The organism is Pseudomonas sp. 5.2, assembly GCF_059025405.1.
Genome location: NZ_JBYBHH010000008.1, coordinates 13344 through 27714 on the forward strand (window position 1 = coordinate 13344; position 14371 = coordinate 27714).

At 64.3% G+C, this 14371-nt stretch carries 10 protein-coding genes; 7 read left to right on the forward strand and 3 right to left on the reverse strand.

Translation table 11 applies throughout. The features are described 5' to 3' along the window. Window positions 1-54 precede the first annotated feature (54 nt). Window positions 55-1518, forward strand: coding sequence for a D-alanyl-D-alanine carboxypeptidase/D-alanyl-D-alanine endopeptidase (gene dacB, locus AC5PZ0_RS13970; protein ID WP_238214640.1), 1464 nt, complete (start codon window positions 55-57; stop codon window positions 1516-1518). Between the two features lie 186 nt (window positions 1519-1704). Here dacB and AC5PZ0_RS13975 read toward each other — a convergent pair whose 3' ends face one another. Beyond that, window positions 1705-4110 carry a sensor domain-containing diguanylate cyclase gene (locus AC5PZ0_RS13975; RefSeq protein WP_454242277.1) on the reverse strand — a complete coding sequence of 802 codons (2406 nt, stop codon included), beginning with the start codon at window positions 4108-4110 and terminating at the stop codon, window positions 1705-1707. A gap of 94 nt (window positions 4111-4204) precedes the next feature. Continuing rightward, window positions 4205-6397: a bifunctional 23S rRNA (guanine(2069)-N(7))-methyltransferase RlmK/23S rRNA (guanine(2445)-N(2))-methyltransferase RlmL gene (gene rlmKL, locus AC5PZ0_RS13980; RefSeq protein WP_099430058.1), complete on the reverse strand. Its 2193-nt coding sequence runs from the start codon at window positions 6395-6397 to the stop codon at window positions 4205-4207. A gap of 561 nt (window positions 6398-6958) precedes the next feature. On the opposite strand from rlmKL, the gene rmf reads away from it, so the two are divergent. Next, the gene (gene rmf, locus AC5PZ0_RS13985) at window positions 6959-7174 is read left to right on the forward strand and encodes a ribosome modulation factor (protein ID WP_003248687.1); all 216 of its coding nucleotides are present in this window, start codon (window positions 6959-6961) and stop codon (window positions 7172-7174) included. Between the two features lie 96 nt (window positions 7175-7270). Here rmf and AC5PZ0_RS13990 read toward each other — a convergent pair whose 3' ends face one another. Next, window positions 7271-8296 (reverse strand): quinone-dependent dihydroorotate dehydrogenase, encoded by a 1026-nt coding sequence (locus tag AC5PZ0_RS13990; protein WP_027596664.1) that lies wholly within the window; start codon window positions 8294-8296, stop codon window positions 7271-7273. Window positions 8297-8435: 139 nt separating this feature from the next. On the opposite strand from AC5PZ0_RS13990, the gene AC5PZ0_RS13995 reads away from it, so the two are divergent. The 5 genes from AC5PZ0_RS13995 to cobA all read left to right on the forward strand — a co-directional run bounded on the left by AC5PZ0_RS13995 (window position 8436) and on the right by cobA (window position 14343). Then, on the forward strand, window positions 8436-9650 hold the full coding sequence (locus AC5PZ0_RS13995) for a CmpA/NrtA family ABC transporter substrate-binding protein (protein WP_493855210.1): 1215 nt from the start codon (window positions 8436-8438) through the stop codon (window positions 9648-9650). A gap of 11 nt (window positions 9651-9661) precedes the next feature. Then, complete coding sequence (locus tag AC5PZ0_RS14000) at window positions 9662-10237, forward strand: ANTAR domain-containing response regulator (protein ID WP_027596666.1); 576 nt, start codon at window positions 9662-9664, stop codon at window positions 10235-10237. Between the two features lie 444 nt (window positions 10238-10681). After that, a complete protein-coding gene (locus tag AC5PZ0_RS14005; RefSeq protein ID WP_027596667.1) occupies window positions 10682-11893 on the forward strand; it encodes a nitrate/nitrite transporter in 1212 nt (403 codons plus the stop codon). A 9-nt stretch (window positions 11894-11902) separates the two neighbouring features. Further along, the gene (locus tag AC5PZ0_RS14010; RefSeq protein WP_493855211.1) at window positions 11903-13573 is read left to right on the forward strand and encodes a bifunctional protein-serine/threonine kinase/phosphatase; all 1671 of its coding nucleotides are present in this window, start codon (window positions 11903-11905) and stop codon (window positions 13571-13573) included. 26 nt (window positions 13574-13599) lie between these two features. Then, complete coding sequence (gene cobA, locus AC5PZ0_RS14015) at window positions 13600-14343, forward strand: uroporphyrinogen-III C-methyltransferase (RefSeq protein WP_493855212.1); 744 nt, start codon at window positions 13600-13602, stop codon at window positions 14341-14343. The last annotated feature ends 28 nt before the right edge of the window (window positions 14344-14371 follow it).

Genomic DNA, 14371 nt, shown 5'->3' on the forward strand with positions numbered 1-14371 from the left:
TCATCTCTTACAGCCCCAATGTCCTTTTCCCTCGCCGCAGGGTATTTACTGAATATGATCAAAACGCTCCGTCCCCTCGTTCTCGCCGGCCTGCTGCTGCCCTTCGCCTTGCCCAGCCAGGCCGCCGCCGTCAATACCAGCCTGCCGCCCAAGGTGCAGCAGGCGCTGAAAGCCAACAAACTGCAGGACACCGCGCTGTCGCTGGTGATGCTGCCGCTGGATGGGCCTGGCGCGGCGACGGTGTTCAATGCCGATGTGTCGGTAAACCCGGCCTCGACCATGAAACTGGTCACCACCTACGCGGCCCTGGAACTGCTCGGCCCGACCTTCCAGTGGAAAACCGAGTTCTACACCGACGGCACCCTGAGCAACGGTGTGCTCAACGGCAACCTCTACCTCAAAGGTGGCGGCGACCCCAAACTGAACATGGAAAAACTGTGGCTGCTGATGCGTGACCTGCGCGCCAACGGCGTGCGCACCATCACCGGTGACCTGGTGCTGGACCGTAGCCACTTCGTACAGCCTAACCTGCCGCAGTTCAACGATGACGGCGGTGACGTCAACAAGCCCTTCCTGGTTAAACCCGACTCGCTGCTGGTCAACCTCAAGGCGCTGCGCTTCGTTGCCCGCAACGATGGCGGCAAGGTGACGATCGCGGTCGAACCGCCGATTGCCAACATCCGCATCGACAACCAGGTCAAAGCCGTGGCGTCCAAGCAGTGCACCGGTGACGTGCGCTACAACCCTGTGCAACAGGCCGATGGTGTCAGCGTGGTGGTCAGCGGCCAGCTGGGTGATGGCTGCAACTCGCAGACCTACCTGTCGCTGCTCGATCACCCGGCCTATGCCGCCGGTGCCGTGCGGGCGATCTGGAACGAGCTGGGTGGCAGCATTCAGGGCAGCGATCGCGTCGAGAACGTCCCGAAGAGCGCACGCCTGCTGGCACGGGCCTTCTCGCCTGACCTGGTGGAAGTGATCCGCGACATCAACAAATACAGCAACAACACCATGGCCCAGCAGCTGTTCCTTAGCCTGGGCGCGCAGTTCCGTACCGATGCCGATGGCGATGACGCCCGCGCGGCGCAACGTGTGGTGCGCCAGTGGTTGGCGAAAAAGGGCATCACTGCGCCACACCTGGTGATGGAAAACGGCTCCGGCCTGTCGCGCGCCGAGCGCGTCAGCACCCGCGAGATGGCGGCGCTGCTCCAGGCCGCCTGGAAGAGCCCCTACTCCGCCGAGTTCATCAGTTCCATGCCGCTGGTGGGCATGGACGGCACCATGCGCAAGCGCCTTAAACGCACGGCAATGACCGGTGAAGGCCATATCAAGACCGGCACGTTGAACACCGTGCGCGCCATCGCGGGCTTCAGCCGTGATAGCAATGGGCATACCTGGGCAGTGGCGGCGATTTTGAACGACCCGAAACCGTGGGGGGCATCGCAGGTGCTGGACCAGGTGCTGCTGGACCTGTATCGCCAGCCGAAGCTGGGTGCGAGCGCTGCGGCAGCCGCACAGTGATTGCTGTGTAGGCGAAAAGGTCAGCACGCTTCCTGTGGGGCCAACTATGTGGCCCAGCTTCTAAAAGCTGACGCAATTACTGTGGGAGCGGGCTTGCCCGCGAACACGGGCGAAGCCCGTGCCATCCACTGCGGCGCCTGCTTCGCGGGCAAGCCCGCTCCCACAGGGTCCCTGCTGAGTTGGCGCTCAGGTCAACTCCGCTTCGACCCGGTCCCGTCCTGCCTGCTTGGCCGCATACACCCCGGCATCCGCCCGCAACAACAACGCGTCAGCCCCCTCTCCTGGCCGCCAGCCCGCCACACCAAAGCTCGCCGTCACCTCGCCCACGCCCTCGATCGGGACGTTGCGCACGCTTTGCCACAGCTCAAGCGCCAGCAACCGCGCCTGCTCGGCATCGCTGCCTGGGCACAGCACCATGAACTCTTCCCCACCCAACCGGCAGAACACGTCGGTTCGCCGCAGGCGATGGCCGATGCGCTGGCACAAGCTGCGCAGCACCAGGTCGCCCACCGCATGGCCGAACTGGTCGTTGATGCGCTTGAAGTGATCGATATCGAGCATGATCACCGCCAGCGCCAGGCCATCGCGCTGGGCGCGGTCCAGCTCGGCCTTGAGCCGCTCCTGGAAATAGCGCCGGTTATGGATACCGGTCAGTGAATCGGTCACCGACAGGGCACGCAACTCCTCCTCCACCCCCTTGAGGTCGGAGATGTCGGTCAAGTAGCCATGCCACAAGGTACATCCCGCCTCACCCACCTCCGGGGTCGCCTCGCCACGCACCCAGCGCAAGCCCGCCCGCGGCAGGCACACCCGGTATTCTTCGCGCCACGGCGTAAGGTGGTCGGCGGAATAGCCCACCGAACGGCGCACGCGCTCCAGGTCATCGGGATGAATGCGCTCGAACACCACCGTGGCATCCTCACGCAACTGCTGCAGGTCGACCTCATAAATGTCGTAAAGGCCTTTGCTGGCATACGGGAAACAGGAATGGCCATTGGCATCCAAGCGGTACTGGTAGATGCCGCCCGGCACTTCGGCACTGAGTTTTTCCAGCAACCGGTCACGCGCGGCCAGCGCCTCATGCACCCGGCGCCGCTCGGTGACGTCGATGCAGATGGCCAGGTAGCCAACCCACAGCCCTTGTTCATCGAGCATGGCGGTAACCAGCATGTTGGCGACAAGGTGACTGCCATCGGTGCGTACCAAGGTCCACTCGCCAGGCTCTTCACCCCTTTCCTGCACCGTTTCGGCAAACATGGCCTGGCCGCCGGCGATGTGGCGCCCGTAGCGCAGGCTCAAGGCGTGGGCGCGCTGGCTGAGCTCGTCGGGCAACACCAGGTCCTCGAGGCGCAAATGGCCGATCGCCTCGTTGGCCGAATAGCCGAGCATGCGCTCGGCACCGGCATTGAAGGTGCTGACCACCCCCTTGAGGTTGGTGGCAATGATCGCCACCTGGGTCGCTGCATCCAGCACGCTGCGCAGCTGGTTATGGGTGCCGCGCAAGGACTGCTCGCTGACCCGCAGCTCGGCCGTGCGCTGCTCGACCAGGGTCAAGGCGCGCTGGCGCTGGCTGAACAGGTTGTAGAGCAAGGCACTGAGCAGCACGCTCAACAGCCCACCCAACAGGCCGACGGTCAGTGCAGCCGAAGAGTGATTGGCCTTCAGAAAAGCCTGGCTCGGCCGAATGAGCAACTGGAAAGGGTGATCAGCCAAGTACAACAACTGGCTGCTGGCCAGGGCCAGGGGCGCGGCCTCATTCCGTGAGTCGAACACCACTTCAGGTCCTTTCAGCCCGGAAGGGTCTTCGATACGCACGACCAGGTTGTCATCGGCCGCCGCCGGCAGGCCATCGCTGATGAGATCGCGCAGGTTGAGCAACGCCATCACATAGCCCACCGCCGCGCCTTGGGGGGCGGCGTCGGAGAACACCGGTGCCACCATCAACAGGCCGCGTGCATCCGCTGCCGGCCGAACAGCGCCAGTCTCCAATATGGCCAGAGGTTCCGACACCGCCATGCTGCCAGGTTCCAACGCACGCGCCAGGGTGGCTTGCCGCGCACCTTTGCCAGCCAGGTCAAGCCCGTAAGGAAGCGCAGGCGCGTCTGTCGACTGGGTGAAGCGCACAGGAAAGTAGTGATCACGCAGGGGCGCCGGTTGCCAAGCGCCCTGCGCATCCTGATCGCGGATCACATAGTCCTGGCCCAACCAGGTAGCGGTGCTGTGCTCGAATGCGGCGCGCTGCGCGGCCTCGACCCGCGGCGCCCAAGCGTAAGCCAGGGTGCGGCGCAACAAAGGCCGTGCATAGCCCTCGAATTCGCGAGGGGTAACCTCGTTGGAGAAACTGAAGAACCGCCGCAGCCCGTCCAGGCGCTGCTGCTGATCGTCAAAGCGCTCAGCGATGCGGCTGAAGCGCTCGCTGGCCAGCAGCTCGAAGCGCTGGCGCAACTGCTGCTTGTAGAACGCCTGCGCGGCAAGGGCCAGGACGGCCGACAACAGGCAGCCGGCCACCAATGCCACCAGCGCCACCGCCCACGCGGACACGCCTTCCGTGCACAGGCCAAGTAACCTCGCACGCACGCCAAACTTGGACATACACCCATCTCGTCACGTCAGCGTCCTGCGGATTATCTTGCCCTGGCATCAGTTATAGCTATTGGCCACTAGCTGCGCAATGTACCTCGTCGCCTCAACGCAATTGCAGGCGCCACGCCCGGTGGATGCGGTTGTTGCGGGCGAAGTCCGGGTCCAGGGTCTGGGCGCTGATTTCCTCCACCGCGTAGCGCGCCATCAGGTGCTCATCGAGCTGGAACTTGCGGAAGTTGTTGGAGAAATACAACACGCCACCCGGCGCCAGACGCGCCATCGCCAGGTCGAGCAGTTGCACATGGTCACGCTGAACGTCGAACACCCCTTCCATACGCTTGGAGTTGGAGAAGGTCGGCGGGTCGATGAAGATCAAGTCATAGCTGTCACGGTTGGCTTCCAGCCAGGCCATCACATCGCCCTGCTCCAGGCGGTTACGCTCGGAGAAGCCATTGAGCGCAAGGTTGCGCCGCGCCCAGTCCAGGTAGGTTTTCGACAGGTCGACGCTGGTGGTGCTGCGAGCACCGCCCTTGGCCGCATGCACGGTGGCCGTGGCGGTGTAGCAGAACAGGTTGAGGAAGTGCTTGCCGGCGGCCTCGCGCTGGATGCGCATGCGCATCGGGCGATGGTCGAGGAACAAGCCGGTGTCGAGGTAGTCAGTGAGGTTGACCAGCAGCTTGACGCCGCCTTCGTTGACTTCCTGGAAGCGCCCCTCAGTGGCTTGGCGCTCGTACTGGCGGGTGCCGCTCTGCCGCTCACGGCGTTTGAGCACCACGCGCTGAGGGGAAATACCCAACGCCTGCGGGATCGCCGCCAGTGCATCAAGCAGGCGCGCCTGGGCCTTTTCCGGGTCGATCGAACGGGGCGCAGCGTACTCCTGCACGTGCACCCAGTCGTGGTAAAGGTCGACTGCCAGGGCGTACTCGGGCATGTCGGCATCGTACAGGCGGTAGCAGTCGACCTGCTCGCGACGGGCCCACTTGCCCAGTTGCTTGAGGTTCTTCTGCAGGCGGTTGGCGAACATCTGCGCGCCTTCCGACAAACGCGCCGGTTCGCTGGCCTGCGGCTCCTGACGACGGGCATCGGTGGGTTCAGCCTGGGCGTCACGGCGCTCGCCAGTCACGAACTGGTCAGGCTGCACCTTGAACAGCAGCAGCTTGCACGGCAATGCACCGTTCCAGAAGGCGTATTGCTTGTGGCTGCGAATGCCCATGCGCTTGCCCAACTCCGGTGCCCCGGTGAACACCGCGGCTTCCCAGCCCATGCACGCCTGGCGCAGACGCTCGCCAAGGTTCTGGTAGAGGTACAACAGGCTGGCTTCGTCACCCAGACGCTCGCCGTACGGCGGGTTGCTGATCACCAGGCCTTTCTGGTTCTGGTCAGGCCGCGGCTCGAAGGTGCTGACCTCGCCCTGGTAGATCTTGACCCAGTCGCTCAGGCCCGCGCGCTCGACGTTGTTGCGCCCCGGCTGGATCAGCCGCGGGTCGGCCTCGTAGCCACGGATCCACAGCGGTGGCTTGGCCAAACCGGCCTGCGCACGCGCTTGCCCCTCGTCGTGAACCTTGCGCCACAGGGCCGGCACATGGCCAAGCCAGGCGCTGAAGCCCCAGCGTTCGCGCTTGAGGTTAGGGGCGATGTCGGCGGCGATCATGGCGGCTTCGACCAGGAAGGTACCCACACCGCACATCGGGTCGGCCAGAGCGCCGCCTTCGGCAGCGATGCGTGGCCAGCCGGCGCGGATCAGCACGGCTGCCGCGAGGTTTTCCTTGAGCGGCGCGGCGCCTTGCTGCAGGCGATAGCCGCGCTGGTGCAGGCTGTGGCCGGACAGATCGAGCGAGAGAATCGCCTCGCCACGGTCCAGACGCAGGTGCACGCGCACATCGGGGTCGATCTTTTCCACCGACGGGCGCAGGCCTTCGCGGTTGCGCAGCTTGTCGACGATGGCGTCCTTGACCTTGAGCGCACCGAAGTGGGTGTTGTCGATGCCCGAGCCATGGCCACTGAATTCCACCGCAAGGGTGCCGTCGGCCGCCAGGTGGTCTGCCCAGTCAACCGCGTTGACGCCGTCGTAGAGGTCGTCGGCGTTCTTCATGTTGAAGCGCTTGAGAACCAGCAACACCCGGTTCGCCAGGCGCGACCACAGGCACAGGCGGTAGGCGGTTTCCATGTCGGCGGCGCCGCGAATGGCCGAGGTGTGCTCACGCACTTCATCGAGGCCGAGGCCCTTTGCCTCTTCAGCGAGCAGGCCTTCCAGGCCTTTGGGGCAGGTGAGGTAAATTTCGAAACGGTCCGACATGAGTATTCCAGAGCCTTGGGCTATTTGACTGACGAGGCGACGCATCGCCCCGCGATGTTTGCCCGAACACCCTTCCAGCAGGCATCCGAGTGGCCATTGCCTGCGCGCAATTGTGCAGCGCAACAACCGGGCCGCCTGACCGACCAGCACTTCACCAGGGGCAAAGACAGCTTAGATCATCAGGCAGTATTAAAAATTCGAGCGATGCAGGGGCCGATGTGACCCTTCGTCGCATTTCAAAATAATTCTGTCATGGCGCAGCGACGCTGGCGAAATGACGTCAATGATTGGCAAACCCCAATCATTGCGGGCTCAGCGACAAATAAGGTTGAGTCGCATTTATTTACTTATCCCTTCACCCTTAGAAACGTTACGTCCTTATGACAAATTGATCATTCACACTGTGACGCGCATTCGTTAGAAATGGTCTCAGGCCGCTTCGCAACGAGGCGGCACCTTCAGCTCGCCACGCCGGCAGCGAGCGCAAACCGGCAGAAAGACTCTGCCCGGCCTCGGAGAGGCCGACGGGACATTACAGTCAACAAGTGAGGGCAACACCCTATGAGAAGACTTAAGCGTGATCCGTTGGAAAGAGCATATTCACGTGGCTACCAATACGGGGTCACCGGCAAATCCCGCGAACTTTGCCCTTTCAATCTTCCTTCTGTTCGCCAAGCCTGGATCAACGGCTGGCGCGAAGGTCGCGGTGATAACTGGGACGGCATGACTGGCACCGCTGGCATCCATAGACTCAACGAAAATCACGCCGTTGGCTGATCGAGGACACTGAATTCGATTTACCAAGCACGCCCCATCCGGGCGGCGGGCGAAGGCCCAGGGGCCCCTTGATGGGGCCCTTTTTATGCCCGCGATTTATGCGCGTGGCAGAGCGGCAATCGCATCGACCGATTCGCGAATCAGCGCCGGCCCCTTATAAATGAAGCCCGAGTAAATCTGTACCAGGCTGGCACCCGCAGCGATTTTCTCGGCGGCGTGGCGCCCCTCGGTAATGCCACCCGCCGCAATGATCGGCAGCTTGCCGCCCAGCTCACCGGCCAACACCTTCACCGTGTGGGTGCTCTTCTCAAGCACCGGCGCCCCCGACAGACCACCGGCTTCGCCGCCATAAGGCAAGTGCTCGACGCCTTCGCGGCTCAGGGTGGTGTTGGTAGCGATCACCGCATCCATGCCCGATTCCATCAGCGCAGCAGCCACCAGTGCGGTTTCTTCGTCGCTCATGTCAGGGGCAATCTTGATCGCCAAAGGCACGCGCTTGCCGTGCGTGACTGCCAACTGCTCACGGCGCTCGGCCAAGGCATCGAGCAACTGCTTCAGCGAGTCACCAAACTGCAGGCTGCGCAGGCCCGGTGTGTTCGGCGAGCTGACATTGACGGTGATGTAGGTGGCTTCGGTGTAGACCTTGTCCAGGCAGATCAAGTAATCATCGACCGCCCGCTCGACCGGGGTGTCGAAGTTCTTGCCGATGTTGATGCCCAGTACGCCGTTGTAGCGCGATGCCCGCACGCGCTCGAGCAGGTGATCGACGCCCAGGTTGTTGAAGCCCATGCGGTTGATGATCGCCGTTGCCTCTGGCAGACGGAAGATCCGCGGCTTCGGGTTGCCGGGTTGCGGGCGCGGCGTGACGGTACCGATCTCGACGAAGCCGAAGCCCAGTTGGGCGAAGCCGTCGATTGCCGCGCCGTTCTTGTCCAGGCCAGCGGCGAGGCCCACCGGGTTGGCAAAGTTCAAGCCCATGACCGACACCGGCAACGCCGCCGGCTGTTTGCACAGCATGCCGTTGAGGCCGAGACGGCCACCGGCACCGATCAGGTCCAGGGACAGGTCGTGGGAGGTTTCCGGGGAAAGCTTGAACAGCAGCTGGCGGGCCAGGGTATACATGGGCGGGCAAGGCTCGGGGTGAATGAAGGGGCGATTATAGCCAGCGCACGGCTGGCATGACAGTAAATCCTCGGGCCGCTTGGCACATGCGTTGCTTCGCTTAACACACACTGCCTTTTCAGTACGGGCGAGGATCCTTGTGAACACAGCACCCCGAGCAACGCCCCTGGCCTGGGTCAACGGCAGCGACGCACCGGAAAAAACCAGCCTGAACATTGGCTTCATGGCCCTGACCGACTGCGCCTCGGTGGTGGTCGCCGCCACCCAGGGCTTTGCCCAGCAACACGGCCTGACCCTCAACCTCAAGCGCCAGGGCTCTTGGGCGGGGCTGCGCGACAAACTGGTCAGCGGCGAACTGGATGCCGCGCACTGCCTGTATGGCCTGGCCTATGCCGTGCACCTGGGCATTGGCGGTGTGCCTGCCAGCGACATGGCTGTACTCATGGGGCTGAACCAGAATGCCCAGGCCATCAACCTGTCCCCGGCTTTGCAACGCAAAGGCGTGACCAGCCCTGAGGCATTGGCGCGCCTGGTGCACCAGCAGGGTGCACGCCTGACCTTTGCCCAGACCTTCCCCACCGGCACCCACGCCATGTGGTTGTACTACTGGCTGGCGAGCCAGGGCATCCACCCGCTGCGCGATGTCGACAGCGTGGTGGTGCCGCCCGCGCAGATGGCCGCGCATATCCAGGCTGGCCGCATCGACGGGTTTTGTGCAGGCGAACCTTGGGCGGCGGATGCCGTCGCCAAGGGCCAGGGCTTTACCCTGGCAACCAGCCAGTCGATCTGGCCAGACCACCCGGAAAAGGTGCTCGCTTGCGCCCGCGCCTTCGCCGAGCAGTACCCCAACAGCGCCCGCGCCCTGATCAAGGCGATCCTCGCAGCCAGCCGCTTCATCGAGCAAAGCCCCGAGAACCGCCGCAGCACCGCGCAGTTGCTCAGCGGCAGTGCTTACCTGGACACGCCGACGAGCACTATCGAGCCCCGCCTGCTGGGTGACTACCAAGACGGGCTGGGCAACCAGTGGCAAGACCCCCACGCTTTGCGCCTGTTCGACCAGGGCCGGGCCAACCTGCCGTATTTGTCCGACGGCATGTGGTTCATGACCCAGTTCCGCCGCTGGGGACTATTGCGAGACGACCCCGACTACCTCGTCGTGGCCAGCCAGGTCCAGCAACTGGCGCTTTACCACGAAGCGGCAGACGCCCTAGGCATAGCGTGCCTTGAGCAACCGATGCGAAGCAGCCTGCTGATCGACGGCACCCGTTGGGACGGCAGTGACCCCTACGGCTATGCCCGCAGCTTCAGCCTGCACGCCTTGGGCGACACACCCGAAGCCCGCGTTGGCCTGTGAGGGGGATGAACATGCTGCGTATCCTGCTGATCGACGACACTCAAAACAAACTGGGCCGGCTCAAGGCCGCCTTGAGCGAGGCCGGTTTCGACGTGATCGAAGCCCCTGGTCTGACCATCGATTTGCCCGCCTGCGTCGAAACGGTGCATCCGGACGTCGTGTTGATCGATACCGACTCACCGGACCGCGACGTGATGGAACACGTGGTACTGGTCAGCCGCGACCGACCGCGGCCTATCGTACTGTTTACCGACGAGCATGACCCCGGCGTGATGCGCCAGGCGATCCAGGCGGGGGTCAGCGCCTATATCGTCGAGGGCATTCATGCTGCGCGCTTGCAGCCGATTCTGGATGTGGCCATGGCCCGCTTCGAGAGCGACCAGGCCCTTAGGGCGCAGTTGCTGGCGCGTGACCAGCAACTGGCCGAACGCAAGCGGATCGAACAGGCCAAGGGCCTGCTGATGAAGATGAAAGACTGCAACGAAGAGCAGGCCTACACCCTGATGCGCCGCCAGGCCATGAGCCGCCAGCAGAAGCTGATTCAGGTGGCCGAGCAGATCATCGCCATGCACGAGATGCTGGGTTGATGTGCTCGCCATGAGATTTTTGGCGCCTGTCAGATCGAGCGCCGCCCGCGCGGCGCATCGCGAGCTTTGCTCGCTCCTACGTTTGTTTCGGGCCAATTATTCCTGCGCCATTTGCGCGCGAACGCCTTGGCGCATTACGCGATATCGCGTCGTAAAAACGAGGGGTCGCGTGCGTCCATAACAGGTGTTACTGGCCAAAAACAAACGTAGGAGCGAGCAAAGCTCGCGATGCGCCGCGCGGGCGGCGCTCGATCTGACAGGCGCCAAAAATCTAAAGACAGTCCCAGCCAATTCTTGGCCCATCTCTTGCTGAACAAACATCACCGGTAGCCAACGGCGGTTGCCCCACTTAAATCCCGACAAAGACGTCGCTCACCCTTCCACAACCGTGGACCGGGTAGCGGCGTCTTTTTCGTTCCGTTGCGTTGCCAAGTGAGGTGTTCAATGAGTACCAGCTTCTGGAAATCCGGGCATGTGCCCACGCTGTTCGCCGCGTTCCTGTATTTCGACCTGAGCTTCATGGTCTGGTACCTGCTCGGCCCGCTGGCGGTGCAAATCGCTGCCGACCTGCAGTTGAGTGCACAGCAACGGGGCCTGATGGTGGCGACGCCGATCCTGGCCGGCGCAATACTGCGCTTTGCCATGGGGCTGCTGGTTGACCGCCTTTCGCCCAAGACCGCCGGCCTGATCGGCCAGGTGATCGTCATCGTCGCCCTGGCTGGCGCTTGGTACCTGGGCGTGCACAGTTATGAGCAGGCCTTGCTGCTAGGGGTGTTCCTGGGCTTTGCCGGCGCCTCGTTCGCGGTTTCGCTGCCGCTGGCCTCGCAGTGGTACCCGCCGCAGCACCAAGGCAAGGCCATGGGCATCGCCGGGGCCGGCAACTCCGGCACGGTGTTCGCCGCTTTGTTGGCACCCGCCTTGGCTGCAGGCTTTGGCTGGAACAACGTGTTCGGCTTCGCCCTGATCCCGCTGTCGCTGACCCTGGTGGTGTTCGCGCTGCTGGCACGCAACGCGCCCGAGCGGCCCAAGCGCAAAGCCATGGCCGACTACCTCAAGGCCCTCGGTGACCGCGACAGCTGGTGGTTCATGTTCTTCTACAGCGTTACCTTCGGCGGCTTTATCGGCCTGGCCAGTGCCCTGCCCGGCTACTTCAGCGACCAGTATGGCCTAAGCCCGGTTACCGCCGGCTACTACACAGCCGCCTGCGTGTTTGCCGGTAGCCTGATGCGCCCGCTCGGCGGCGCTCTGGCCGATCGCTTTGGCGGCATTCGCACCCTGTTGGGCATGTACAGCGTGGCCGCCATCTGCATCGCGGCCGTAGGCTTCAACTTGCCCAGCGCGGCGGCGGCGCTGGCGCTGTTCGTCAGCGCCATGCTCGGCCTGGGCGCTGGCAATGGCGCCGTGTTCCAGTTGGTGCCACAACGTTTCCGCCAGGAAATCGGGGTAATGACCGGGCTGATCGGCATGGCCGGTGGCATCGGCGGCTTCCTGCTGGCCGCGGGCCTTGGCACCATCAAGCAACACACCGGCGACTATCAATTGGGGCTGTGGCTGTTCGCCAGCCTGGGCTTGCTGGCCTGGTTCGGCCTGCATGGCGTCAAACAGCGCTGGCGCACCACCTGGGGCTCGGCTGCCGTGACCGCGGCGCGGGTCTGAGGCGCCCCCATGAGCCTGCAACTGAGCTTTGCCCACGCCAGCGCCACCGGCCCCCGCGCGGAAAACCAGGATGCCCTGCGCCTGGTCACCCCGGCGCCAGAGCTGGCCGCCAGCAAGGGCTACCTGTTCGCCCTCGCCGACGGTGTCAGCCAATGCGCCGATGGCGGCCTGGCCGCTCGGGCCAGCCTGCAGGCGCTGGCACTGGACTACTACGCCACCCCCGCCACCTGGAGCGTGGCACAGGCGCTGGACCGCCTGCTGCTGGCGCAGAACCGCTGGCTGCGCGCCCAGGGCAGCGGCCAGCCGCTGTTGACCACCCTCAGCGCACTGGTGCTGCGCGGTCGGCGCTTTACCCTGGCGCATGTCGGCGACTGCCGCGTCTACCGCTGGCACCACGGCCGCCTGCAGTGCCTGAGCGAAGACCACGTGTGGGATCAACCGGGCATGCAGCATGTGCTCAAACGCGCACTAGGGCTGGACCAGCACCTGTTGGTCGATTACCTGGAAGGCGAACTGCAGGCAGGCGAGTGCTTCGTGCTCTTGAGCGATGGGGTCTGGGCCAGCCTGGGTGACCAGCACATCCAGTCGGTCTTGCGCGAGCAGCCCGACCTGCAACAGGCGGCCGACACTCTGGTTGCCAGCGCCCACCTCAATGGCAGCCAGGACAACGCCAGCGCCTTGTTGGTGCAGGTTGAACAACTGGGGCCGACCAACCTGGGCGATACCTTGGCACAGCTGCAGCAGTGGCCTGTGCCCGGCCCCCTTCGCGAAGGCCAGGTGATCGATGGCTGGCAGATCGAGACGCTGCTCTCGCACAGCCGCCAATCCCTGCTGTACCGGGCACGTGACGGCCACGGCCACGCATGGCTGCTCAAGACCCTGCCCGCTGCCCGCGAACAGGAGCCTGGGGCAGCGCAAGGGCTGCTGATGGAAGAGTGGTTCCTGCGCCGGGTGGCCGGGCGGCACTTCCCAGAACTGCACGTCGCCAGCCAGCGCCAGCACCTGTACTACGTGATGCGCGAATACCCCGGCCAAAGCCTTTCGGCGCTGCTCAACCAGCACGGGCCGCTGCCGCTGGCGCAGTGGCTGGAAATGGCCCGTCAACTGCTGCAAGCCGTCGGCGTGCTGCATCGGCGCAACTTGCTGCACCGCGACATCAAACCAGAAAACCTGCACCTGGGCGCCGATGGCCAACTGCGCCTGCTGGACTTCGGTTTGGCCTACTGCCCTGGCCTGTCCGAAGACCCGCAGCACGAGCTGCCCGGCACGCCCTCCTTCATCGCCCCGGAAGCCTTCGAAGGCCAGCCCCCCGGCCCGCGGCAAGACCTCTATGCCGCCGGCGTGACGCTCTACCACCTGCTGACCGGGCACTACCCCTATGGCGAAGTGGAGCCGTTCCAGCGGCCCCGCTTCGGCCAGCCGGTCAATGCCTCGCGCTATCGCCCTGACCTGCCGGAATGGTTGCAGCACAACCTGCTGCAAGCGGTGGCGGCCGACCCGACGCACCGCTTTGAAACCGCTGAACACTGGTTGCTGCTGCTCGAACGCGGCGACCGCCAGGATGCCCCCAATCGCGCCCGGCCGTTGCTGGAGCGCGAACCGCTGAAAGTCTGGCGCACCCTGGCCCTGCTGTCCCTGCTGTGTAACCTGATACTGCTGCTCACCCTGCTCAAGGGCTGAGCCGCCTTGCCGATGAGGAAACGTTGATGAATGCAAAAGTCTGGCTGGTCGGTGCTGGCCCTGGTGACCCCGAACTGCTGACCCTCAAGGCCGTGCGTGCACTGCAGCACGCCCAGGTGGTGATGATCGACGACCTGGTGAACCCCGCCGTGCTGGAGCATTGCCCACAGGCACGGGTGATTGCCGTGGGCAAGCGCGGTGGCTGCCGCTCCACGCCGCAGGCCTTTATCCAGCGCCTGATGTTGCGCCATGCGCGCCAGGGGCGCTGTGTGGTACGGCTCAAAGGCGGCGACCCGTGCATCTTCGGCCGGGGTGGCGAAGAAGCCGCCTGGTTGCAAGGCCATGGCATCGAGGTCGAGCTGGTCAACGGCATCACGGCAGGCTTGGCGGGGGCGACGCAATGCGGCATATCACTGACCTCACGCGGGGTGAGCCGCGGTGTGACGCTGGTAACCGCACATACCCAGGATGACAGCGACCTGAACTGGGCGGCGCTGGCGCAGGGTGGCACGACGCTGGTGGTGTACATGGGTGTAGCGCGGCTGGAGCAGATTCGCCAAGGGCTGCTGCACGGTGGCATGGCGCCCCATATGCCGGTGGCGATGATCGAGAATGCGTCATTGCCGCAGCAGCGTGAGTGCCGCAGTGATGTGCAGGGGATGGTTGACGATGCGCGGGCGTTCGGGCTCTGCAGCCCGGCGATACTGGTGATTGGCGAGGTGGTTGGGGTTGCTCAGGGACAGCTGATGGAATGGTCAGCCGCTGGCTAGCGGCGTGTTGCTTGTGCTGGCCTCTTCG

What these genes read in the sequence shown, in the direction of transcription:
- AC5PZ0_RS14010 (WP_493855211.1), top strand. Translation starts at nt 11,903, where the DNA reads ATGAGCCTGCAACTGAGCTTTGCCCACGCCAGCGCCACCGGCCCCCGC.
- rmf (WP_003248687.1), top strand. Translation starts at nt 6,959, where the DNA reads ATGAGAAGACTTAAGCGTGATCCGTTGGAAAGAGCATATTCACGTGGC.
- AC5PZ0_RS13975 (WP_454242277.1), bottom strand. Translation starts at nt 4,110, where the DNA reads ATGTCCAAGTTTGGCGTGCGTGCGAGGTTACTTGGCCTGTGCACGGAA.
- AC5PZ0_RS14005 (WP_027596667.1), top strand. Translation starts at nt 10,682, where the DNA reads ATGAGTACCAGCTTCTGGAAATCCGGGCATGTGCCCACGCTGTTCGCC.
- rlmKL (WP_099430058.1), bottom strand. Translation starts at nt 6,397, where the DNA reads ATGTCGGACCGTTTCGAAATTTACCTCACCTGCCCCAAAGGCCTGGAA.
- AC5PZ0_RS14000 (WP_027596666.1), top strand. Translation starts at nt 9,662, where the DNA reads ATGCTGCGTATCCTGCTGATCGACGACACTCAAAACAAACTGGGCCGG.
- AC5PZ0_RS13990 (WP_027596664.1), bottom strand. Translation starts at nt 8,296, where the DNA reads ATGTATACCCTGGCCCGCCAGCTGCTGTTCAAGCTTTCCCCGGAAACC.
- cobA (WP_493855212.1), top strand. Translation starts at nt 13,600, where the DNA reads ATGAATGCAAAAGTCTGGCTGGTCGGTGCTGGCCCTGGTGACCCCGAA.
- dacB (WP_238214640.1), top strand. Translation starts at nt 55, where the DNA reads ATGATCAAAACGCTCCGTCCCCTCGTTCTCGCCGGCCTGCTGCTGCCC.